The organism is Yersinia sp. J1 (genome assembly GCF_050586585.1).
In the GTDB taxonomy this organism is placed as follows: Bacteria; Pseudomonadota; Gammaproteobacteria; order Enterobacterales; family Enterobacteriaceae; genus Yersinia; species Yersinia entomophaga.
Window position 1 is genome coordinate 18289 of the sequence record NZ_JBOBDP010000017.1, and the last position, 21639, is coordinate 39927.

A 21639-nucleotide genomic window follows, 5' to 3' on the forward strand; every position below is an offset into this window, starting at 1 on the left:
AAATAATAACCCTGAGGATGATATGTCCCTTTTTTTTAGTATTTCTCCAATCGTTCTGTTGATTTGGATGATGACCAGGCGTAACGGAATCCCATCCTATATCGCTCTGCCACTGACCGCCGTCGTGGTTTATTGCGTGCAATTATTCTGGTTCAACAGCGCGCCGCTGTTGCTGCACGCCAATATTATTACCGCGCTAGTTTCCGTATTTACCCCTATCACCATTATTGCTGGCGCAATTTTGTTGAATAAGCTGATGCAGGTTAGCGGCGCAGAAAACGTGGTACGTAACTGGCTGGAAAATATCAGCCCTAACCCAGTTGCTCAGCTGATGATTATCGGCTGGGCATTTGCATTCATGATTGAAGGTGCCAGCGGATTTGGCACACCGGCTGCCATCGCGGCACCAATACTGGTTGGGCTGGGATTCAACCCTCTACGCGTAGCCTTATTGACGCTGATTATGAACTCGGTGCCGGTATCATTCGGTGCCGTCGGCACGCCTACCTGGTTCGGCTTCGCTAACCTCGGTCTTTCCGATGAAAGCCTGCTGGAAATCGGCCGTCAAACCGCACTGATTCATTTTGTCGCCGCTTTTGTCATCCCATTGCTGGCATTACGTTTTATCGTTTCTTGGCAGCAAATTCGCGGCAACCTGATTTTCATCTATCTCAGCGTATTGAGCTGCACTCTTCCCTACCTACTGCTAGCGCAAGTTAACTATGAATTCCCCGCATTGATAGGCGGAGCTATTGGTCTAGCGCTTTCAGTATTGTTGGCACGTATGGGAATCGGGCTAACCCGAACGGATAGAAAAGATACGGCAACGGCAGTTCCTTTCTTGCAGGTGATCAAAGCCATGACACCGACCTTGCTACTCATTGCCATTTTGATTGTCACCCGCATTCATCAGCTAGGGCTAAAAGCGTTACTCAATAATACGGCTACGCTATGGCAAGGCAGCTTAGGCTGGCTAGGTGAGCTAAGCATCAGTAAGGCATTGATTATCAACTTACAACAAGTGCTGGGAACCTCTGCAGCTGCGGGTTACAAAACCCTGTATGTCCCGGCGCTGATACCTTTCCTGTTAGTGGTTCTGCTGTGTATTCCGCTATTTAGGCTGAGCGGCACACAGGTTAAACATATGTTTAGCGAAACCGCATCACGGATATCCAAACCGTTTATTGCCCTGTTCGGTGCGCTGGTAATGGTCAATATGATGATGCTGGGCGGTGACAACGCTCCCGTCATTTTAATTGGTAAAGAGTTAGCAGCTATTACCGGCGAGAGTTGGCTCATGTTCTCTTCATTCCTTGGGGCGTTAGGTTCGTTTTTCTCCGGTTCGAACACCGTGTCTAACCTGACTTTCGGCGGGATTCAGCAATCCATAGCGCTGAGCAGCGGGCTGAATGTCAATCTAACCCTGGCACTACAATCCGTAGGTGGAGCCATGGGTAATATGGTGTGCCTGAACAATATTATCGCCGTTTGTTCGATTTTAGGCCTCAGTAACGCCGAGGGGAAAATCATCAAAAAAACGCTTCTGCCCATGCTGGTTTACGGTGCGATAGCCGCAGGAATGGCAGTGATTCTGGCTCCCTGAGAGTAAAAATTAAGTTAACGTTTCAAACTAAGGTACAGATCATGATTATCTCCGCTTCAACCGATTACCGGGCCGCAGCACAGGCTAAACTTCCGCCTTTTCTGTTCCACTATATTGACGGTGGAGCCAACGCGGAGCATACGTTAAGGCGTAATACCGAAGATTTAGCCGGTATTGCACTGCGGCAGCGCGTGTTAAAAAACATGTCCGAGCTGAGTCTGGAAACCAGATTATTCGATGAAACTTTGTCAATGCCGGTTGTTTTGGCACCGGTTGGTTTAACCGGCATGTATGCACGCCGTGGCGAAGTGCAGGCGGCACGAGCGGCGGCTAAAAAAGGGATCCCATTTACCCTATCCACCGTTTCGGTTTGCCCGATAGAAGAAGTGGCACCGGCTATAGATCGGCCTATGTGGTTCCAGCTTTACGTCTTAAAAGACCGTGGTTTTATGCGGAATGCGCTTGAACGAGCCAAAGCTGCCGGAGTGAAAACGCTAGTATTTACCGTAGATATGCCGGTTCCTGGCTCGCGGTACCGCGATGCTCATTCCGGCATGAGCGGCCCAAATGCGGCAGCCCGCCGTATTTTGCAGGCCATGACTCATCCGCAATGGGCATGGGACGTCGGAATATGCGGCAAACCGCACGATTTGGGCAACGTATCGGCCTATCGCGGTACGCCGACCAATCTGGAAGATTATATCGGCTGGATTGGGACTAATTTCGATCCTTCAATTTCATGGAAAGATCTGGAGTGGATTCGAGAATTCTGGCAAGGCCCTATGATTATTAAAGGTATTCTCGATGCAGAGGATGCCAAAGACGCGGTTCGATTTGGTGCCGATGGTATCGTGGTTTCCAACCATGGTGGCCGCCAGTTGGACGGCGTACTTTCTACCGCCCATGCTCTGCCAGCCATTGCTGACGCGGTAAAAGGCGATCTGAAAATATTCGCAGATTCGGGAATTCGCAGCGGTCTGGACGTGGTTCGAATGATTGCGCTGGGAGCTGACAGCGTGATGCTGGGCCGCGCTTTTGTTTATGCTTTGGCTGCCGCCGGTGAAGCCGGTGTCGCTAATTTGCTGGAGCTATTCGATAAAGAAATGCGCGTAGCGATGACGCTCACCGGAGCGAGAAATATTGCAGAAATCGGCGCAGGTTCTTTAGTTAAAAACGCCCTTTAAAGCCAAAAGGCCACTCTGATAATAAGGAGTGGCCAGAAATTCCGAACGCAGAAACCCTATATATTTGGATAATATTCCAGAGGGAAAATCTCAGAAAATAAATATATTATTGGGATTGGTTCTCTTATTATCTTATCAGGCTGTAGCCACTTCTTTTTATAACGAAGAGGATGCATTAAGAGTGCATTTAAGAAACGGTCTTCGGCAGGGGAACGCCCCAGTACTGGCAGTGAGAAAGATATTTATGCCTGAGTTCAGGGGCTGCGCTGGAATATAGTAGTCAATACTTAGAGGATATCATTGGTGCAGATATTGGCGGGTTTTATGTTTATAAATTGCGTCGGGAATGCTGTACCACGCTATCAACGAGAATTAGCCAAATAATACAACGCTGAAATCGAGGTCGTTTCCCTAATACTCTCGCGACAAATCTACCCCGGCAGGGAAATAAAAGAGAGCTATAGCGCTCTCTTTTATCATTGAAGCCTTAAGCACTATTACTGATTGGGTTTTTCAGTAATGTAATAAGATATCTGAACATCAGAAAATCCGTTGGCAAGCCCGTTAGCTATCTTTTTATCTATCGCGGTGCCCGAATTGATCAAAGCGCGGCCATTTTCACTATAAAGAATATTTTTCCGCTCAGCATCGGTGTAAGTGGTACATTCTTTATAAACCGTATCGAACATATTGTTATATATACTCACCGCCTCTTGCATATTTTTTAGTGCGTCAGGCTTGAGGAAGTTGCTGTTTTCATTAGCCACGGCGGCAGGGTGCAGCAGGAAAGAAGCTCCTTTCATTGATAGACGTTCCGCACCAGCGCAGTAAAATAAGGTTGCAGAGGAACCGACCATAGATAAATTCACCGTAGTAACCGGGACCGGTGAGCTTTTAATCGCCTCATAAGCCATATAGCCACTGTCCATATCACCACCATAACTATTGATGTAGACATAGATTTTTTTCAGTTTTGGGTAATTAGCATTGATTTCATCGAGAACAGAGATGAATTCTACGGTCTTATTTTCCGTCACATCGCCGGAGTACAGCACCTTGGCATATTCTATATTGCCCGGTTTGATATTGTTTTTTTTGATTACCGCAATATCCGCAAATGATTGCAGCGGGAGAAAACTCAAGGACAATACCGAGAGCGTTTTAAATAAAATACCAGACATAAGATTCCTTTCTATTGATAGATGACCGGTGAGTATTATTTTATTTTACCGCGTAACAATGCAATTTTTTTCTTACCGCAGTTTATGCTTTGTGTAGCCTTGGGTAAATTTAATCCGCAGAATATCTGAGGGAAACTCGCCTCAATCAGCATGAAAAGGAAAAGAATCAGCCTATTTTTGATATAAAAAAGCCGGAGAAACGATCGCTCTCCGGCTAGCATCATTGGTACGTTTAAAACCAATCAGTGGACAGCTTCGGCCACGGGTTCCAGTTTCATTTCGGTTTTAACTTCAGCTTCAACCACTGGCTGCGGCGCTAAATTATCCAACTGCAATACGGTGCTGGTATAGCCCAGAATTTCATTGGTCATTTCCACGTTGCCATTCAATTTCTGGCCATAAGATGGAATAATTTGCTTTAATTTAGCCTGCCACGCTTCAGAAGCCACTTTATCTTTGAAGGTGGTTTCAAGCAGGTGCAACATAATTGGCGCAGCGGTTGAAGCCCCCGGTGATGCGCCCAGCAATGCGGCAATAGTCCCATCCTGAGAGGTGACCACTTCAGTACCCAGACGCAGAACGCCGCCTTTCTCTTCATCTTTTTTGATGATTTGTACGCGTTGACCGGCAATCCACAGTTTCCAATCTTCTTGCTTCGCTTCCGGGAAATATTCTTTCAGCGCTTCAAAACGATCTTCATCACTTAGCATTACCTGGCTGATTAAGTATTTAACCAGGTCGAAATTATCTATGCCTACATGGGTCATCGGCATGATATTAGAGAAGGTCATAGTACCGAATAAATCCCACAGAGAACCATTTTTCAGGAATTTACTGGAGAAAGTAGCAAAGGGTCCAAACAGCAGCACGCGTTTACCATCCAGCATACGGGTATCTAAATGCGGGACAGACATTGGAGGCGAACCAACAGCCGCTTTGCCGTATACCTTGGCTAAATGACGCTGCACAATTTCCGGATTATCGGTAACCAGGAATTCGCCGCCCACCGGGAAACCGCCGTAATTATCTGCTTCCGGAATTTCTGACTTTTGCAGTAATGGCAATGATGCGCCACCGGCACCAATAAAGACGAATTTGGCCTTCACCGTACGTTCTTTGCCATCATTTTTTAGATCGGCAACGGTAACACTCCAGGTCTTATCCGCATTACGTTTAATATCACGAACTTCATGACCCAGACTTAGGGAGAAATTATCGCTTTTCGACAATGCATCAACTAACTGATGAGTAATCTCACCAAAGTTTACATCGGTACCAATTGGCATCCGGGTAGCGGCGATCTTTTGTTTAGGATCGCGCCCTTCCATTACCAAAGGTATCCATTTTTTAATTTGCTCAGCATCTTCAGAATATTCCATACCGTGGAATAACGTACTTTGCTGTAAGGCTGCGTGGCGTTTGCGTAGGAAATTAACGTTATCGTCACCCCATACAAAACTCATATGCGGAACGCTATTAATAAATGAACGGGGATCGTGCAGGACGTTATTTTTTACCTGATAGGCCCAGAACTGACGAGAAATCTGGAAAGCTTCATTAATCTCAATAGCTTTCGCTGTTTCAATAGAACCATCGTCTTTTTCTGGCGTGTAGTTCATTTCAGCTAATGCAGAGTGGCCAGTACCGGCGTTATTCCAGCCATTTGAGCTTTCGCTGGCTACGCTATCCAAACGCTCGAACATATCGATTGACCATGTTGGCTCAAGCTCTTGAATATAGGTGCCTAGCGTTGCACTCATGATACCGCCGCCGATTAATACAACATCTACGGTTTTTCCATCTTCTGCTGCGGCTTGTTTGGTTACGGCAAACAAGTTCAAACAGAAAATTATGACGAGTAGTTTTCTCATTGAATTACATCTCTATTTGTTTGTTTTTTAATCTATGCAGGTGAAAATTTAAGTCTGTGACCTGGTGGTGAAGCTAAATTCCACTAATGACAAAATGAATAACTATTTTTGCTCACTATGATTTTAGATAACAAAAAATATACACAGCATTAGTACGGAATCAGTCAAACTTCAACTTTTCCAGATTAATATAACATTAATGTTACGTCTTATTGTGATTATTTTAATTATTAAAAAATAGTGACACTAACTCAGCGGATATAAGTTCAATAATTAATCAGCAGTAAAACCGATAAATTTGGATTAAGGTATAGTTTTATGTCTTTTATTAGCCATTAGGCAAGAAGCAATACATTAGACATCTGTCTTGAAATGATTGATTTGCATTCAGAATAATCTCACAATTAACAAATCAATATTAGAAATTATCAAATGGATATTAGGTATGTTTCACATCAAAAATTGAGGTATATAGCCCCATACTGATTAAGATTATCTGTATCTCAATCAGTATGGGGAGTCTTTATCAGATAACGTGATAATTAACATTCTAACTTTATGATTAACCGTAATTATTTAATTAAAAAATATCACGATTAATTTTCGTCAACTACCCCGTAAAATGATATTCCCAGCCAATGGCTTGTTACCTGTCTGTAAAGCAATTGGCTGTTTCACTGTCTCGGTTCTATTCGCCTGCCAGCATCGTTCTGATGATAGTTCCAGCTTCTTTTTGTGGCAATCGCAATACATTGCCGTATAGCTCAACAGCCATATCGCAGACCTTTTTACGGTCCACATTGGCAGCGGTCGGATTACTCAGCATCAGTAAATCATCACCATATTTCTGATGCAATTTCTGCACAATGGCTTCCAGTTGGCTTTTATATTGCTCATTCTCTGGTTTTATTGGCTTTCCGGTTGATGCTGTAAACAGGTTGTTCAACGCTTCCAGATCGCGTTGTACTAAAGTGGCGGGTAATTCTTTTACCGTATTAACGCCGCCTTCAACCTGTGGATAAAGCGCTTTGTAGCAAAGCTGATGAGTTTTGTCATTTTCCTGATAAAAATGAAGCTCATCCAGAATAATGTTCATATATTCAACAACATTCTTATCCGGAGCGCTTTGAATTTTACTTACCGTCAGCAAGGCGACCGATTGCTTAATTTCATCAATAATGTCTTGTTCTGAGCTACCGCCAGATTTTAAGGCAACCAGACGGTTAACCAGATTAGTATATAGCGTAGGGTCTTGCTGCTTTATTGTTTGGTAAACAGCAAATTTCCCTAGAGAATATTCCACTTCAGCACGATCGATATTCTGGTTAATATACTTATAATAAAAAAAATTACCAATTATAATAGGGATGATAACCAACATAACTCCAGAAAACTTACCTATCTTTCCATTTTTCTTTAACAGCGAAGCCACGCCTGCCAATACAGCGCCTATTACCGCTGATATTGCTATTTCATTCCAGTTCACGCCCTACTCCCTTACACAGTGAAAATATTGATATATCCATAACGTAAAAATCGTGCACCCGCAGGTGCGTAGACTGTACTTATACCAAGCAGCCCGCTGGCGATTAAACAATCGCTTTCGAATATATTCTACTTTTTCGAACGTGGCTAATGTCTGAATATAAAAAAGATAACTGAGTATGCATTTATCCTAATCACAATATAGATCGAGTTTTTTCACTAAGAATTCAGAAAAGGATAAATATGGCGGGGTAACACGTAATCACTAATATCCATAAAACAAAAAACCCCGCCGTAGCGAGGTCTCAAGGTGTTGGTATTCTCATCGAGAACTAAATTGTCTGCTCCGGCATGGCCATCATCGCTATCGCAATTTCCCAACTATAAACGCAGCCTAAGCTGGGTTTACTTACAGCGCAACAACGTTAACCGCTGAAGGGCCTTTTTGGCCTTGTTCGATGCTGAACTCAACGTTCTGGCCTTCGTCCAAAGTTTTATAATCGCTGCTCTGGATTGCAGAAAAATGTACGAATACATCTTTGCTGCCGTCAGCAGGAGAAATAAAACCAAAACCTTTACCAGCATCAAACCATTTAACTAAACCAGTCATTTTAGTAGACATAGGGGTATTTCCTTCATTATTTTTTGAGCCAACATATGGCAAAGAGGTCTGCTTATCAGTAATTACTTATGGGGGCACTAAAGAAGGAAATTCGTCGGAGAAGTGATGTCTAAAAATATCGCTTTAACTAGGAACTGCTTTACTTAAATGGCTTACATAAATAGGTCTGTGTTACAAACCGATGTGCTTATTAACGCACGGCAGCCTTTTTATAGCAAGACTTATTTCCCAAAGGCATAACCCATGGGTAAAAAGTAAACCACATCCAAAGCACCGATTTATGATAAATATCTATACTCGCTGGTTTCGAGTAACCCATTCAGCTAAGTGCAAGGTGAGATAAATTCTAGCGGATGAGGTTAAGGGGAGATTTAGTTATACTGCCAATGATAATCGGGATATGCCAAGGGAGAAACAATGACAATGCGCGAGCTGGAAGTGAAGTTTCTTAGTGCAATGAATGAGTTGCAGTCAACGTTCGAGAAACAGCATCAGGTATGGCAGGAAAGCTATGAAGCGTTGCAACACGCCTTGGAACAGTCAAAAGCCCGTGAAGCAATCCTAAAAACACAAAATGATTTACTGCTGAAAAAGTTGAGCCAGGCTAATTCGTTGCCGGAACAACATCAGCTAGTAAAGCAAATCAAAATGTTAGGCGCACATCTCGATGCATTAGCCAAAGACGCCGCTTCTTTTAACCGTCATTTGAACTCTGTGCAGCAATCTCAAGGAAATTTTGGCGGCGAACATCGCTAAGCTTTGCCAAAAGGTCAGATTTGCGACGAGAATGCTACTCGATTAATTATTCTAAGTTGATGAAAGATATAATAATGACATGGATAATCATTGCTGTACTCATTGTAGTTTTTATTGTGGGTTACCGAGTCTTAACGTCTGATACACGAAAAACCGTAGATACTTTAGCTACTTTGTTGAAGATAAAACCGATTTATATCGAATCGATGCTGCAAGAAATGGGAAACCGTCAAACGCAAATGTTTATCCGATCCATCAGCAATGGTTATGCTGAGGATGTGCGAAAAGCTGCCTATCTTATTTTTATTTATCAAACTTTTATCAAAGACGCTTCCGATGAAAACGTGGCGCAATGGCGCAATACGTTGCTGCGGGCGCATATTCCGCCAACGCTAACTTCAGAGCATACAGAAGCCGCTTTGTTCTATTTTGCTGAATTGGATATAGACGCCTTCGAACTGGCTCAATTCAGGCGCACCTACAATATGAATTTCAACCAGGAATCAGACGCCGTATTGCATTGATTGGATGGATACGGCGCGCCAGATTTTTGCTTGAGGCTATTTCTGCCGATTAGGGCAAAAAAGTCATTGAAGTATAAAGCTATTGGAACATGCTATGCAGGTAGCGTTGCAGTAATTCCCGCGAACTGAAACCGTGAGAAATACCATAACGCTCTTCGGCCTCTCCCGCCAGATAGAGCGGAAACTCATGGTACTTATCACTGATACGAATGGGAGCGGTAGGCGTGGCAAACAGCAGACTTCTATCTTTCAGCGCAGGATGGATAACCAGTGCAGTTCTCCCCATGCGCGCTTCCCGATTAACATACACATAGTGAATGCCCTTTCGATAGCCATAGGCCTGTTCGACCACATAATCTCGCTCAAACCCAGAGTTTTCCAGGACTTTCGCCACTTCATCTGGTCTTAAATACATTTATTATCCCTCCTTCCGACAGCAATTGGAGCGACCTTACCGCAATAAATAAGGGAAATAACCTATTTATTGTCTCAAACAGGTTATTTCAGAATAGTCTACATGGAGAGTGGTTTTGCTGCGCCAAAGGCAATGACTGTGTGGCGATCTACGTTTCATGCTTGGTAAAACTTTTGGCTTTTAAGCTGACTTCATTTTCACGCTAAGGCGAAGAAAATCGATAAATGCCCTGACTTTTTCCGATACATGCTGAGTATTAGGATACAGGGCATAAACCCCCTGCTCCGGAAAACGATACTGAGGCAATACCTGCTGCAACAGCCCGCTGACTAAATCCTCCGCCACCAGCCATTCCGGTAACAACGCGATGCCCGCACCTTTTCGGGCAAATACCTGTAGTGAAGCCGAGGTATCGGCCAAAACTTTAGGCTGCTCGGTAACATCCAACAGTTGCCAGCCGTTATCCGGCCCTTGTACCTGCCACGTCAACGGCGTGGCAAGACGGCTATGGGCAACCCACTGCGCCTGCCGCAAATCCTCTAAACAACTTATTTTGTGACTACGTAAATACATCGGTGAAGCCACAGGTAATATAGGGAATGTTTCGATCAATGCGGCTCGATAGCTGGAATCAACCAGTTGTCCAAGGCGAATAGCCACATCAAAACGTTCAGAGATCAGATTGGCATGCTGCGAAGAACAAGCATGCTGGATGGTCAAATGCGGATGCTGGCGCATAAAGGCCGCCATAATAGGAACCAAAGTACGAATACCGTATTCCGGCGTAGTAGTAATACGTAAAGTTCCGCTGAGAGTACCGTGGCCGCGTCGGGCATCTTCTACTGCAAATTCAGCATCTTGTAACAAACGCTGGCAATGCTGATAAAAACGTTCGCCTACCTCCGTCACCGCCAGGCGACGCGTCGTCCGAATCAGTAAAGCAACGCCAAGCTCAGCTTCTAATTGCTTGATATTGAAGCTCACCACCGCACGCGTCTGCCCTAAAATATCTGCCGCCGCAGTGAATGACCCCGCATTCACTACCGCAACAAAAGTACCCAATCGATGCAAACTGACCATGCATTGCCGCCCAGATTGTCAAAAAATTTTTACCAGTGTAATCGCATTGTGCGGATTTATCAGCCATAGCCTCGGAGATACACTCCCCGCCTTCAATCGGAGGCTCCAATGGCATACCGTACTAAAGTTGCAATCGTCTATTTACTCGGATTTTTTGTTGATCTGATTAACATGTTTATCGCCAATGTGGCTTATCCGGATATCGCCCGCAGTTTGCACGCCAGTATCAGTCAATTAGCCTGGGTAAGCACGGGCTATATTCTGGGGCTGACTCTGGTTATTCCCTTGAGCGCCTGGCTGACCAAAACGGTAGGTGCACGGCGTACCTTCCTACTTTCTTTACTGTTATTTTTACTTGCTACCGCCGCAGCCGGAACCGCAGGTTCTATCGAGTTATTGATCGTATGGCGAGTATTACAAGGATTTGGCGGAGGCTTATTAATTCCGATAGGTCAGACGTTAACTTATCAATATTATCGTCCCGATGAACGAGCCGGTCTCTCTTCCGTCATTATGTTGGTTGGCCTGTTAGCTCCGGCGCTATCACCGGCGGTTGGCGGCTTGATTGTCGATGCCTTAGGCTGGCGTTGGATATTTTATCTTAATCTGCCCCTTGCGCTGTTAGCACTCACTCTCTCCATTATCTGGTTAAAACCAGAGGAAAGGAAAACCGAACAATCGCCGTTGGATATCGCAGGTTTATGTTCAGGTTCGGCGGTATTAATTCTATTACTACTGGGATTAAGCCGTTTGAGTGAACCAGAACACGGAATTTCTGGCGCTCTGTTAGTGGTTTTAGGCCTTATCATGTTGAGGGGGTTTATTCGTCACAGTGTGGCTCATTCTCAGCCAATTCTTAATTTGAGTTTGATTAAAGAGCCGCTGATGCGTATCTCAATGCTGGTTTATCTGTTTATTCCCGGTATTTTCATCGGCGTTAGCATGATTACCATGCTGTACCTACAAAATATATTGGGGATGAGTGCCTCACAGGTTGGATTACTGATGATTCCCTGGTCCATTGCGGCTTTTATTGCCATTACTTTAACGGGAAAAATCTTTAACCGAATCGGGCCAAGACCACTGTTTATCTGCGGTTGTCTGACACAAGGGATTGGTATGTTACTACTAACCAACATCGTTCAGGCGGAACAACTGCCATCGATGTTCATCGCCTTTGCCTGTATGGGGTTTGGCGGCAGCTTGTGCAGCTGTACCGCACAAAGCACCGCTTTTTTGCATACAGAAACACGTCATTTGGCCGATGCCAGCGCACTTTGGAACATCAATCGACAAATGGGCTTCGGCTTTGGCGTTTCCTTACTTAGCCTGCTACTCAATTTAATGTTGGCGCTAAAAGGCGTTGGCGCACTGGATAACCCCGCGCTACGCCAGCCAGCAACGCAGGCTTTTCACTGGTGTTTTTTACTCGCGGCAACATCGGCTTTATTACCCCTATGGCTATCCAGCCGTATGACTAATACGTCTATTTTACGTGATTTACGCAATCGTTAAGCCTTCATCAAACAGGAATCAATATGAATAACGCCAACCCCTATTTTGGTCTCATCAGCAGCACCCACCAGCTTATCGAACAGTGGTTTAGCGGTAGCGATACTTGCCCGGAGGTTTGTGAGCATTTACTCGGGGACTTTTCACCCCAGTACACCATGATCACCCTGACCGGTCACTCGTTGGATTATTCCGCTCTATGCCACTTTTTTCGGGCACAGTCTGCGGCTAAGCCGGGGTTAACTATTCGTCTTTCCGAAATGACACTGATTCAGGAAAACTCGCAAGGCGCAGTGGTCAGTTATCTGGAACAGCAAAAAATGCCTCATCAACCGATACATCGTCGTTTATCAACGGCGATTTTCGATAAAACAACGGACGGCAAACTGCTGTGGCGGCATTTACACGAGACTTTGGCGGGATAATATCCGCGGGAGATGAAAATTCGGACGGTAACGATCTCAAAGGAAAGCAGGTAACCTATTCGGTATTTGAATCATTCCCAGCGGATAGAAACGAAAAACACCCGGAAGAACCGGGTGTTGAGGTTTGGCAAACCTGGAGACAACTGTAATCAGAAGTGCTTATGCTGCTGGAGTTGCTGCTGGAGCAACGGCGGCTTTCTTAGCTGATTTGTGGTGTTTTTTCGCGGCTTGTGCTTTCTGAGCCGGAGCTTTTTTTACGTGTTTTTTAGCAGCCTGCGCTTTCTGAGCCGGTGCTTTTTTCTCGTGTTTTTTAGCAGCCTGTGCTTTCTGAGCCGGTGCTTTTTTCTCGTGTTTTTTAGCAGCCTGCGCTTTCTGAGCCGGTGCTTTTTTCTCATGTTTTTTAGCGGCCTGTGCTTTTTGTTCAGTGGTTTTCTTGGTCGCTTGATGTTTTTTGTGGCTGGTTGCCTTGGCCGGAGCCGCTTTCTCTGCCGCAGGAGCCGCAGCGGTGGTACCAGTAGCAACAGGCGCTGGTGCAGCAGCTGTTTCAGCAGCGAAAGCAACAGAAGACATACCCATAGTTGCAGCAACGATCAGCGCTAATACTTTTTTCATTTGTAATTCCTCAGAGTTTGTTTCGCTAAGCCCTGTCGGGCCGTTGAAAGAATCATAGAGGAAGCTATTTTTCCTTTCCGTGAGTCATTGGTTTCGTTAAGTAACCAAATGTACAACCTGGCACTAATGCTGATTTTCACGCTTCATCGAGCATCTAACAGACGATATATTCTTTTACAAAAGCAAAATTCGTCGACAATATTTATCCGCCATAACTTATATGTAGTAATAATAATTCAGTGCAGCTCGTCTCACTGTATCCTCTGGGTAAAATGCGGCGGAGCAAGGGAAAAACAGGATTTACCACCTGTTGATATCAATAACAGGGATCACCCCATCATGATTGCGAACATTAAACTTACGCGAACCTCAGTCGCCGGCGCTATGCTGACCGCTCTGCTAATGACAGCTCTATTAGCCACCCTTATCTGGCATTGGTCTGATTTTGTTCAATATTGCATTAACCTACAGATATATATGCATCGTTATCTAGTGATGTATCTGCTTCAGCAACAAAATAATCAGAACGGAGCCGGGCTGATGCTGGTTCTGTTTAGCTTTACCTACGGTTTTTTACACGCCGTCGGGCCTGGGCATGGCAAGTTTGTTATTACGACCTATTTGTCTACCAATCGCGAAAAAGCCAACACCAGCCGCTTAATCACTTTCCTCGGTAGTATGATGCAAGGCGTTGTTGCTATTTTGTTCGTGCTGATTCTGGCAGTCTTTTTTAATCTCTCAATGGGAGATTTGAGCCTCAGCCGCTATTTTGTCGAGAAAGGCAGTGCGGTCTTTATTATGTTGTTCGGCGTAGTCTTAATGCTACGAGCTTCAGGCATTAGCCTATTCCGCCTTTATAAGAAAGAAAAGCGCCTCGCCATTCACCAAATAATTCCTCTTCCCGCTATAGGCATCAGTAAATTGCCTATAGCGTCCTCCTCTTCCCATCAGCAAGTCGGCTGCGGCTGCGGCCATAAGCATATGCCACTAGCAGAAGAACTGAATGGAGATTGGAAAAATTACCTTTGGGTCATCGCCTCAATTGGCATTCGCCCCTGTAGCGGTGCCATCCTGATTTTAGTTTTTGCGAATGCAGTAGGCATGTTTACCTGGGGTGTTATTGCCGCAATGAGCATGGCGCTGGGCACATCACTATCAATAATGATCGTCGCAACGCTGGTTTATCATGCCCGCGAAAAATTTATCTCTAGCCACGGTCAGTTACTGGCGGGGAAACTGATTCATGCGTCACGAATTGCCACGGTAATAGGCGGATTTATATTAATACTGTTTGGTTTGGTACTGTTCAGCTCAGTCATTCCTATTAGTGCCAGCGGGGATTTTATTGCCGCCGGCTGTTGATATAGCTCTTAGGATTCTTCTGTAAGCGGCTTTTATTAGCCAAAGTTATACTATGCTTAATGTCTACTAAGTAAAACGGAGAGCATAATGTTCAAGAAATCAGAGAAAGTTGAACGAAATATCGATCAAGATGTAAATCTGCTGGCAGATACTCTCGATGATGTCCTGCGCTCTTCCGGTGATAAAACCAAAGAAGAGCTGGAAAAAGTTCGTCAAAATGCAGAAGGCGTGCTGAGAGATGCCAGAGCGCGCTTTAGCGGTTCCACCTCACTGACCCAACATGCACGAGACGTCGTGGGCAACGCCGACAGCTACGTTCGTGACAAACCCTGGCAGGGCGTTGGTATTGGTGCCGCAGTCGGTGTCGTGCTCGGCGTATTATTGTCGCGTCGTTAGTCGCAGGCTAGCAGATAGCTCTTTTTTCGGCCCACTGCCTTTTGGACGTGGGTCGAATTGTTTTATCCGATCTTAGGCATCATTCTCTCTCCATAAGCCGAATAATCGATGCCAAACGAGATACTTGCCTTTTCGCGTCATCTGCTGACTGCAAATTGGTAAAGCCCAACAGTAATCCATTGCTACCAGAAATAGCTATTTGCCAATCAGAAAGTGCCTGTATCGCCAATCCCTGCTGATGCGCCAGCGTAGCCACCAGCCGATCGCTGTAATTCTTATCCAAACGTGCCAATAGCTGAATCCCGCCAGCCTGCTCTTCGACCTGCAAAATATCACCTAGCTGGCTCTCCAAAGCCGCCACTAACCATGCCCGCCGTTCAGGATACAAATGCCGCATTCGTTTCAAATGTCGGTAAAAATGCCCTTGACGAATAAATTCAGCCACGCTGGATTGAATCAGCACCGGCACGGTACAGGCGCGCAATCGACAACGCTGAGTGAACTTATCAACTAATTCCTTAGGCACCACCAAATAGGCTATACGTAATGCCGGAAACATTACTTTGCTAAATGTCCCGGCGTATAGCACCCGCCCCTGACGATCCAGACTTTTTAGCGACGGTAGTGGCCGACCTTGATAGCGAAATTCACTGTCATAATCATCCTCTACAATCCAGCTCTGCTGCTCAGCAGCCCACTCCAATAGCGCCAAGCGGCGCGGTAGACTCAGGGCAACGCCCGTTGGACTTTGATGTGCCGGGGTGACAATAGCAGCTCTGGCATCAGGCACTTTGGCTATAGCTGCACCCAGATTCATCCCTTCCGCATCAATCGGAATCGGCTCGTGGCGCAGCTTTGCCTCTCTGCATAACTGCTGAGTAACCGGATAGCCCGGATCTTCCAGCCAAACCGCATCCCCGGGAAGCAACAGCGTCGATATCGCCAAATCCAGCAGAGACTGATAACCGGAGCAGATAAAAACCTGTTCCGGTAAGCAATGGAATCCGCGGGAAAGCTGGAGATAACTGGCAATTGCCTCGCGTAAAACTGAGAGTCCGGTAGCTGGCGGATGCCCCAATGAAGCGCGAGTCGCGGCATGAGCCTGTCGATTAACAATTCGCGCCCACAGCCCATAGGGAAAGGCATCAAGGGCTGGTAGCCCCAGTTGAAAAGGTAGCGGACTTTCTGTTTCCAGAGCAAAAGCGTGGTTGATGTTAGCGGCTGGCCGCGGTTTTGACGGCTCGGCGGGGATTGGAGCGGTCACCCTTGGCAGTTGGTCTGATACATAAGTCCCTGATTGCCCTCGGCTTTGTAAATAGCCCTCTGCAATCAATTGAGCATAGGCATTTTCTACCGTTCCTCTGGCTACGCCCAGATCGCTGGCCAGAGCGCGAACCGACGGAACTCGGGTGTCTGGCAAGAGTATTCGTTGCGTTATGGCTTCTTTAAATCGCAGATAAATCTGGCGAAAAACAGGTTCATTTTGCTGACGATCAACCTGCAATTGAACGGGAATACTCATCATCATGACCCATAAAAAAAATCAAGTTATGCCACTATAGTATAGGTCATGGGGTTGGTAGAGTCGCTCTCAACGTCACTGCACTTGTAGAAGGTACTTTCCATGATCGAACAACGTCTTAATTACTCTCAGCTGTCCTCTTCCACCTATCAAGCACTCGTGAATGCCTTGATGACGCTGGAAAATAGTTCTCTCGACAAATCCCTGATTGAACTGATTTTCATGCGAGTTTCACAAATCAACGGCTGTGCCTACTGCCTGAATATGCACGGGAAAGCCCTACGCGACAGCGGTGTCAGCCAAAGTAAAATCGATATGTTAGCCGGATGGCAGGTCAGCGGAGCATATAACGATGCCGAGCGCGCTGCACTGGCCTGGGCTGAATCCGTTACCCATATCGCGACAACCGGTGCGCCGGACAACGCTTTTGATTTATTGAAAAAATATTTTAGCGATACAGAAATTTCAGATCTGACCTTTACTATTAGCATCATGAATGCCTTTAACCGCCTGGCCGTTAGCTTGCGCCAGTAGTCTTTTTTCAGCCTTTTTCCAACCATTTACTGGAAAAATATTTTTTATTCCCGCCAGTTTGCCGCTAGCCCAAGGCTGGCGGCGCTTCGCTGTCTAATCATTCCAAAAACATCAAAACAACTACATATAGTGCGGTTGAAATAATAAAACTCTACATATAGTATTTGTTTGTCGCTCAGGGCAATACTGTCAGGGGGGATAAAGAGGGAGTCAGGCCGCGAGCGTTCTTCGCATTTCTGACTTATCCGCCTTACCTCAAAACAAAAGGTAAATGCGAATCATGAGCATTATTATTTACAGTAAGCCCGATTGTGTCCAGTGCAATGCAACCTATCGCGCCTTAGATCGTCATGGAATTAACTATCAGGTCATTGATCTTACGAATGATTCCCAGGCGCTCAACCATATTAAATCCCTCGGTTATCAGCAAGTGCCGGTCATTGTGGCGGGTGACAATCATTGGTCGGGTTTTCGACCGGATAAAATCAGTGCCCTGAGTCAAAACGTTGCGGTCTGACAGAGGTGACGATGATGAATCCGCTGGTTTATTTCTCCAGCTCATCGGAGAACTCCCACCGATTTGTGGAGAAACTGGGGCTTCCGGCCATACGCATTCCGATTGCCGGAGCACGGGAAAAATTAAAGGTTGAGCAACCTTACATTTTGCTGGTGCCCAGCTATGGCGGCGGCAGTTCGATCGGTGCAGTACCGATTCAAGTTATCCGTTTCCTCAATGATCCGCATAACCGCGCGTTGATCCGCGGCGTTATCGCCGCGGGAAACACTAATTTTGGCGATGCCTATTGCCTGGCCGGCGAGATTATCTCCCACAAATGCCAGGTCCCTTATCTGTACCGCTTTGAGTTGTTGGGTACTGATGAAGATGTGGCAAATGTTCGTAAGGGAGTAACCGAATTTTGGCAACGACAGAACTCACAATGACAGCCCCATTAACCAGCGAACTGGATTATCACTCGCTGAACGCCATGCTCAATCTTTACGATGCGGATGGGCAAATTCAATTCGATAAAGATCGTCTGGCTGCGCGCCAATATTTTCTGCAACACGTTAATCAGAACACGGTGTTTTTCCATAGTCTGCAGGAAAAAATCGATTATCTGATAGAAGAAGGCTATTACGAAAAAGAAGTGCTGGAACAGTATGACTTCAGCTTTATTAAAAGCTTATTCCAGCAAGCCTATGCTAAAAAATTCCGCTTCCCGACTTTCCTCGGTGCTTTTAAGTATTACACCAGCTATACGCTAAAAACCTTCGATGGCCAGCGCTATCTGGAACGTTATGAAGATCGTATTTGTATAGTGGCGCTCACACTAGCCGCCGGCGATCAAAAACTGGCGAGAAATCTGGTAGAGGAAATGATTTCTGGTCGTTTTCAACCTGCTACACCAACCTTCCTCAACTGTGGCAAGAAACAACGGGGCGAACTGGTTTCCTGCTTCCTGCTGCGCATCGAGGATAATATGGAGTCCATTGGGCGGGCGGTAAACTCGGCTTTACAGTTATCCAAACGAGGCGGCGGCGTTGCTTTCCTGATGAGCAACATTCGTGAAGTGGGCGCGCCAATTAAACGAATTGAAAATCAGTCTTCTGGCGTTATTCCTATTATGAAAATGCTGGAAGATGCTTTCTCTTATGCCAATCAATTAGGTGCGCGTCAGGGCGCTGGCGCTGTTTATCTACATGCCCATCACCCGGATATTTTGCGTTTTCTGGATACCAAACGTGAGAACGCCGATGAGAAAGTGCGGATTAAAACGCTGTCTCTCGGCGTAGTGATTCCCGATATTACTTTTGAATTGGCGAAGCAGAACGAGGAAATGTATTTGTTCTCGCCTTATGACGTTGAACAGGTTTATGGCGTTCCTATGTCAGAAATCAGCGTCAGTGAGAAATACCGTGAGATGGTGGATAACAAACGTATTCGCAAAAGCAAAATCCGCGCCCGTGAATTTTTCCAGATTCTGGCTGAAATTCAGTTTGAATCCGGTTATCCCTACATCATGTTTGAAGACACGGTAAATAAAGCGAATCCGATCAAAGGCCGGATCAACATGAGCAACCTATGCTCTGAAATCTTGCAGGTTAATCAGCCAACGGAATATAACGAAGATCTGAGTTACAAACATGTTGGCAAAGATATTTCTTGTAATCTCGGTTCGCTGAATATTGCTCATACCATGGATTCGCAGAATTTCGCGCAAACCATCGAAACGGCCATCCGCGGGCTAACTGCGGTTTCCGATATGAGTCATATTCGTTCGGTTTCTTCTATTGATAAAGGGAATCAGGAATCTCACGCTATTGGTTTAGGGCAAATGAATCTGCACGGTTATCTAGCTCGCGAACAGATTTATTACGGTTCTGAAGAAGCACTGGATTTCACCAATATCTATTTCTATACCGTTGCCTATCACGCGATTCGCGCCTCGAATCAATTAGCCATTGAACGCGGCAGCTGTTTTAAAGGTTTTGATGATTCACAGTATGCTTCCGGCCGCTATTTCACCAAATACATTGAGCAAAGCTGGCAGCCAAAAACTTCACGCGTGCAGGCATTGTTTGCAAGTGCAGGGATTCCTATTCCAACCCAGCATGATTGGGCAGCTTTGCGCCATTCAGTTATGGAGCACGGGCTGTATAACCAGAATTTACAGGCTGTACCACCGACTGGTTCTATTTCTTATATCAATCACGCTACGTCTAGCATTCACCCAATTGTATCGCGGATTGAAATACGCAAAGAAGGCAAGATTGGCCGGGTGTATTACCCTGCGCCTTATATGACCAATGACAACCTCGATTATTATCAGGATGCCTATCAAATCGGGCCGGAAAAAATTATTGATACCTATGCGCAAGCAACACAGCATGTGGATCAGGGGTTATCGCTAACGCTATTTTTCCGTGATACCGCCACCACGCGGGATATTAATAAAGCCCAGATCTATGCTTGGAAGAAAGGTATTAAAACCATCTATTACATTCGCCTGCGCCAAATGGCGTTGGAAGGTACAGAAGTTGAAGGCTGCGTCTCCTGCTCACTGTAGGCCGCCGTTATAAAAGGAATCAAGAATATGATCGCTACGCAACCTTTATCCCGCGTGAAAGCCATCAACTGGAACAAAATAGAAGATGATAAAGATCTGGAGGTCTGGAATCGTCTGACCTCCAATTTCTGGCTGCCGGAAAAAATTCCGCTGTCGAATGATATTCCCTCTTGGGCAACTCTAACGCTCCAAGAGCAACAGTTGGCCATTCGCGTATTCACCGGCCTGACGCTGCTGGATACTATTCAGAATACCGTTGGGGCGCCCGCACTACTACAGGATGCAATCACCCCACATGAAGAAGCGGTATTTTCCAATATCAGCTTTATGGAAGCGGTACATGCTCGTTCTTACAGTTCGATATTTTCAACTCTGTGCATGACGTCTGATGTGGATGATGCTTATCGCTGGAGTGAAGAGAATGGTCCGTTGCAGAAAAAAGCGCAGATTATCCTAAGCCATTACCGCCACGAGGATCCGCTGAAGAAGAAGGTTGCAAGCGTATTTCTGGAATCGTTCCTATTCTATTCTGGTTTTTATTTGCCGATGTATTTTTCCAGCCGAGCCAAACTGACCAATACCGCCGATCTGATCCGCCTGATTATTCGGGATGAGGCGGTACACGGCTACTATATTGGCTACAAATTCCAGAAAGGGTTGGAAAAGGTCGATGCCGCTCGCCGTCAGGAAATTAAAAACTTCGCTTTCGATCTGCTACAGGATTTATACGATAACGAAGTGCGCTACACCGAAGATTTGTACGATTGCGTGGGCTGGAGCGAGGATGTGAAGAAATTCCTGCACTATAACGCTAATAAAGCGCTAATGAATCTGGGCTACGAAGCGCTATTTCCAGCCAGCGAGGCCAAAGTTAGCCCGGCCATTTTGTCTGCATTATCGCCAAATGCTGATGAAAATCACGATTTCTTCTCTGGCTCCGGTTCCTCTTATGTCATCGGAAAAGCGGTAACGACAGAGGATGAAGATTGGGATTTTTGATCCCGGAAAATTAACGCGGCTGAAGGTCTTTCTGACTAACAGGGAGATCCCTGTCTGGAGGGTAGCGAGGGGTAATAACAGATCGCTACCCTGCCCCGATAAATTTCCTTTCGCTATGAGTATAAAAATTGCCTATCAGATCCGTCTGTTTAGCTAAAAATCACGTCAAAATCAGCCTTGCCAAGAAAATTCTCGTTGGGCTTATACCCAGAGCACAAAAGGGATGAGAGCAATTTCCGCCACGCCAATTATCCATAGATTAATCGCACTAATATATGTTTATCATCAAAGACAATATCCTCTGATATATCTGTCAAATATCTGTCTATATCAGCGATAAAAACATTGCCATATTATCATCTCTATAGAAAACATTTCACACTCATTATTGGCATAAAAAATATCTTATATTTACCTGCGATATCATCTCAAACAACCCCAGTATTAACGCATCTAAATCAAATGAGCCACTTCATATATAAAGTCAT

The 21639-nt window shown here is 45.5% G+C and carries 21 protein-coding genes; 13 read left to right on the top strand and 8 right to left on the bottom strand.

The window, feature by feature from the left end:
* Window positions 1-22: 22 nt before the first annotated feature.
* Both ACQ4OC_RS17025 and lldD read left to right on the top strand, forming a co-directional pair.
* Window positions 23-1603: an L-lactate permease gene (locus ACQ4OC_RS17025; protein ID WP_064516727.1), complete on the top strand. Its 1581-nt coding sequence runs from the start codon at window positions 23-25 to the stop codon at window positions 1601-1603.
* A gap of 41 nt (window positions 1604-1644) precedes the next feature.
* A complete protein-coding gene (gene lldD, locus ACQ4OC_RS17030; RefSeq protein WP_064516725.1) occupies window positions 1645-2787 on the top strand; it encodes an FMN-dependent L-lactate dehydrogenase LldD in 1143 nt (380 codons plus the stop codon).
* 497 nt (window positions 2788-3284) lie between these two features.
* Here the strand turns inward: lldD and ACQ4OC_RS17035 are convergent, their stop codons facing one another.
* The 4 genes from ACQ4OC_RS17035 to cspE all read right to left on the bottom strand — a co-directional run bounded on the left by ACQ4OC_RS17035 (window position 3285) and on the right by cspE (window position 7946).
* On the bottom strand, window positions 3285-3968 hold the full coding sequence (locus tag ACQ4OC_RS17035) for an ATP-dependent Clp protease proteolytic subunit (RefSeq protein WP_064516723.1): 684 nt from the start codon (window positions 3966-3968) through the stop codon (window positions 3285-3287).
* A 242-nt stretch (window positions 3969-4210) separates the two neighbouring features.
* Window positions 4211-5839, bottom strand: coding sequence for a malate dehydrogenase (quinone) (mqo, locus tag ACQ4OC_RS17040; protein ID WP_064516719.1), 1629 nt, complete (start codon window positions 5837-5839; stop codon window positions 4211-4213).
* A gap of 688 nt (window positions 5840-6527) precedes the next feature.
* Window positions 6528-7325 (bottom strand): hypothetical protein, encoded by a 798-nt coding sequence (locus ACQ4OC_RS17045; RefSeq protein ID WP_064516717.1) that lies wholly within the window; start codon window positions 7323-7325, stop codon window positions 6528-6530.
* Window positions 7326-7733: 408 nt separating this feature from the next.
* Window positions 7734-7946 (bottom strand): transcription antiterminator/RNA stability regulator CspE, encoded by a 213-nt coding sequence (gene cspE, locus ACQ4OC_RS17050; protein ID WP_049601991.1) that lies wholly within the window; start codon window positions 7944-7946, stop codon window positions 7734-7736.
* Window positions 7947-8363: 417 nt separating this feature from the next.
* On the opposite strand from cspE, the gene ACQ4OC_RS17055 reads away from it, so the two are divergent.
* Both ACQ4OC_RS17055 and ACQ4OC_RS17060 read left to right on the top strand, forming a co-directional pair.
* Entirely contained in the window at window positions 8364-8702 is a 339-nt protein-coding gene (locus ACQ4OC_RS17055; RefSeq protein WP_064516716.1) for an MbeD/MobD family mobilization/exclusion protein, read from the top strand.
* A gap of 74 nt (window positions 8703-8776) precedes the next feature.
* Window positions 8777-9226, top strand: coding sequence for a DUF1198 domain-containing protein (locus tag ACQ4OC_RS17060; RefSeq protein ID WP_049601985.1), 450 nt, complete (start codon window positions 8777-8779; stop codon window positions 9224-9226).
* 79 nt (window positions 9227-9305) lie between these two features.
* Here the strand turns inward: ACQ4OC_RS17060 and ACQ4OC_RS17065 are convergent, their stop codons facing one another.
* Both ACQ4OC_RS17065 and ACQ4OC_RS17070 read right to left on the bottom strand, forming a co-directional pair.
* On the bottom strand, window positions 9306-9641 hold the full coding sequence (locus ACQ4OC_RS17065; RefSeq protein WP_049601980.1) for a DUF2002 family protein: 336 nt from the start codon (window positions 9639-9641) through the stop codon (window positions 9306-9308).
* Between the two features lie 180 nt (window positions 9642-9821).
* Window positions 9822-10721 carry a LysR family transcriptional regulator gene (locus tag ACQ4OC_RS17070; protein ID WP_064516714.1) on the bottom strand — a complete coding sequence of 300 codons (900 nt, stop codon included), beginning with the start codon at window positions 10719-10721 and terminating at the stop codon, window positions 9822-9824.
* A 108-nt stretch (window positions 10722-10829) separates the two neighbouring features.
* Between ACQ4OC_RS17070 and ACQ4OC_RS17075 the strand changes: the two genes are divergently transcribed.
* On the top strand, window positions 10830-12236 hold the full coding sequence (locus tag ACQ4OC_RS17075; RefSeq protein ID WP_430971436.1) for a DHA2 family efflux MFS transporter permease subunit: 1407 nt from the start codon (window positions 10830-10832) through the stop codon (window positions 12234-12236).
* A gap of 23 nt (window positions 12237-12259) precedes the next feature.
* Complete coding sequence (locus ACQ4OC_RS17080; RefSeq protein WP_064516710.1) at window positions 12260-12658, top strand: hypothetical protein; 399 nt, start codon at window positions 12260-12262, stop codon at window positions 12656-12658.
* Between the two features lie 159 nt (window positions 12659-12817).
* On the opposite strand, the gene asr is transcribed toward ACQ4OC_RS17080, so the two are convergent.
* Entirely contained in the window at window positions 12818-13270 is a 453-nt protein-coding gene (gene asr, locus ACQ4OC_RS17085) for an acid resistance repetitive basic protein Asr (protein WP_430971437.1), read from the bottom strand.
* A 339-nt stretch (window positions 13271-13609) separates the two neighbouring features.
* On the opposite strand from asr, the gene ACQ4OC_RS17090 reads away from it, so the two are divergent.
* A complete protein-coding gene (locus ACQ4OC_RS17090) occupies window positions 13610-14632 on the top strand; it encodes a nickel/cobalt transporter (protein WP_430971438.1) in 1023 nt (340 codons plus the stop codon).
* A gap of 87 nt (window positions 14633-14719) precedes the next feature.
* Window positions 14720-15028 carry a DUF883 family protein gene (locus ACQ4OC_RS17095; RefSeq protein ID WP_064516703.1) on the top strand — a complete coding sequence of 103 codons (309 nt, stop codon included), beginning with the start codon at window positions 14720-14722 and terminating at the stop codon, window positions 15026-15028.
* Window positions 15029-15107: 79 nt separating this feature from the next.
* On the opposite strand, the gene ACQ4OC_RS17100 is transcribed toward ACQ4OC_RS17095, so the two are convergent.
* A complete protein-coding gene (locus ACQ4OC_RS17100; RefSeq protein ID WP_162975228.1) occupies window positions 15108-16556 on the bottom strand; it encodes a PLP-dependent aminotransferase family protein in 1449 nt (482 codons plus the stop codon).
* A 96-nt stretch (window positions 16557-16652) separates the two neighbouring features.
* Between ACQ4OC_RS17100 and ACQ4OC_RS17105 the strand changes: the two genes are divergently transcribed.
* The 5 genes from ACQ4OC_RS17105 to nrdF all read left to right on the top strand — a co-directional run bounded on the left by ACQ4OC_RS17105 (window position 16653) and on the right by nrdF (window position 21151).
* Window positions 16653-17084: a carboxymuconolactone decarboxylase family protein gene (locus tag ACQ4OC_RS17105; RefSeq protein ID WP_120806838.1), complete on the top strand. Its 432-nt coding sequence runs from the start codon at window positions 16653-16655 to the stop codon at window positions 17082-17084.
* Window positions 17085-17364: 280 nt separating this feature from the next.
* Complete coding sequence (gene nrdH / locus ACQ4OC_RS17110) at window positions 17365-17601, top strand: glutaredoxin-like protein NrdH (RefSeq protein ID WP_064516697.1); 237 nt, start codon at window positions 17365-17367, stop codon at window positions 17599-17601.
* Window positions 17602-17615: 14 nt separating this feature from the next.
* Complete coding sequence (nrdI, locus tag ACQ4OC_RS17115; protein ID WP_064516696.1) at window positions 17616-18026, top strand: class Ib ribonucleoside-diphosphate reductase assembly flavoprotein NrdI; 411 nt, start codon at window positions 17616-17618, stop codon at window positions 18024-18026.
* Complete coding sequence (gene nrdE, locus ACQ4OC_RS17120; protein ID WP_064516694.1) at window positions 18002-20152, top strand: class 1b ribonucleoside-diphosphate reductase subunit alpha; 2151 nt, start codon at window positions 18002-18004, stop codon at window positions 20150-20152. The genes nrdI and nrdE overlap by 25 nt, the downstream gene beginning before the upstream one ends.
* A 27-nt stretch (window positions 20153-20179) precedes the next feature.
* A complete protein-coding gene (gene nrdF / locus ACQ4OC_RS17125) occupies window positions 20180-21151 on the top strand; it encodes a class 1b ribonucleoside-diphosphate reductase subunit beta (protein ID WP_064516692.1) in 972 nt (323 codons plus the stop codon).
* Window positions 21152-21639: the final 488 nt, after the last annotated feature.

Bases quoted from the DNA above. Each gene is read 5' to 3' on its own strand.
- nrdF (WP_064516692.1), top strand. From the start codon at position 20,180: ATGATCGCTACGCAACCTTTATCCCGCGTGAAAGCCATCAACTGGAAC.
- ACQ4OC_RS17095 (WP_064516703.1), top strand. From the start codon at position 14,720: ATGTTCAAGAAATCAGAGAAAGTTGAACGAAATATCGATCAAGATGTA.
- ACQ4OC_RS17035 (WP_064516723.1), bottom strand. From the start codon at position 3,968: ATGTCTGGTATTTTATTTAAAACGCTCTCGGTATTGTCCTTGAGTTTT.
- nrdI (WP_064516696.1), top strand. From the start codon at position 17,616: ATGAATCCGCTGGTTTATTTCTCCAGCTCATCGGAGAACTCCCACCGA.
- ACQ4OC_RS17080 (WP_064516710.1), top strand. From the start codon at position 12,260: ATGAATAACGCCAACCCCTATTTTGGTCTCATCAGCAGCACCCACCAG.
- ACQ4OC_RS17090 (WP_430971438.1), top strand. From the start codon at position 13,610: ATGATTGCGAACATTAAACTTACGCGAACCTCAGTCGCCGGCGCTATG.
- ACQ4OC_RS17060 (WP_049601985.1), top strand. From the start codon at position 8,777: ATGACATGGATAATCATTGCTGTACTCATTGTAGTTTTTATTGTGGGT.
- lldD (WP_064516725.1), top strand. From the start codon at position 1,645: ATGATTATCTCCGCTTCAACCGATTACCGGGCCGCAGCACAGGCTAAA.
- ACQ4OC_RS17055 (WP_064516716.1), top strand. From the start codon at position 8,364: ATGACAATGCGCGAGCTGGAAGTGAAGTTTCTTAGTGCAATGAATGAG.
- nrdH (WP_064516697.1), top strand. From the start codon at position 17,365: ATGAGCATTATTATTTACAGTAAGCCCGATTGTGTCCAGTGCAATGCA.
- cspE (WP_049601991.1), bottom strand. From the start codon at position 7,946: ATGTCTACTAAAATGACTGGTTTAGTTAAATGGTTTGATGCTGGTAAA.
- mqo (WP_064516719.1), bottom strand. From the start codon at position 5,839: ATGAGAAAACTACTCGTCATAATTTTCTGTTTGAACTTGTTTGCCGTA.
- ACQ4OC_RS17075 (WP_430971436.1), top strand. From the start codon at position 10,830: ATGGCATACCGTACTAAAGTTGCAATCGTCTATTTACTCGGATTTTTT.
- ACQ4OC_RS17070 (WP_064516714.1), bottom strand. From the start codon at position 10,721: ATGGTCAGTTTGCATCGATTGGGTACTTTTGTTGCGGTAGTGAATGCG.
- ACQ4OC_RS17105 (WP_120806838.1), top strand. From the start codon at position 16,653: ATGATCGAACAACGTCTTAATTACTCTCAGCTGTCCTCTTCCACCTAT.
- ACQ4OC_RS17025 (WP_064516727.1), top strand. From the start codon at position 23: ATGTCCCTTTTTTTTAGTATTTCTCCAATCGTTCTGTTGATTTGGATG.
- ACQ4OC_RS17065 (WP_049601980.1), bottom strand. From the start codon at position 9,641: ATGTATTTAAGACCAGATGAAGTGGCGAAAGTCCTGGAAAACTCTGGG.
- ACQ4OC_RS17100 (WP_162975228.1), bottom strand. From the start codon at position 16,556: ATGATGATGAGTATTCCCGTTCAATTGCAGGTTGATCGTCAGCAAAAT.
- asr (WP_430971437.1), bottom strand. From the start codon at position 13,270: ATGAAAAAAGTATTAGCGCTGATCGTTGCTGCAACTATGGGTATGTCT.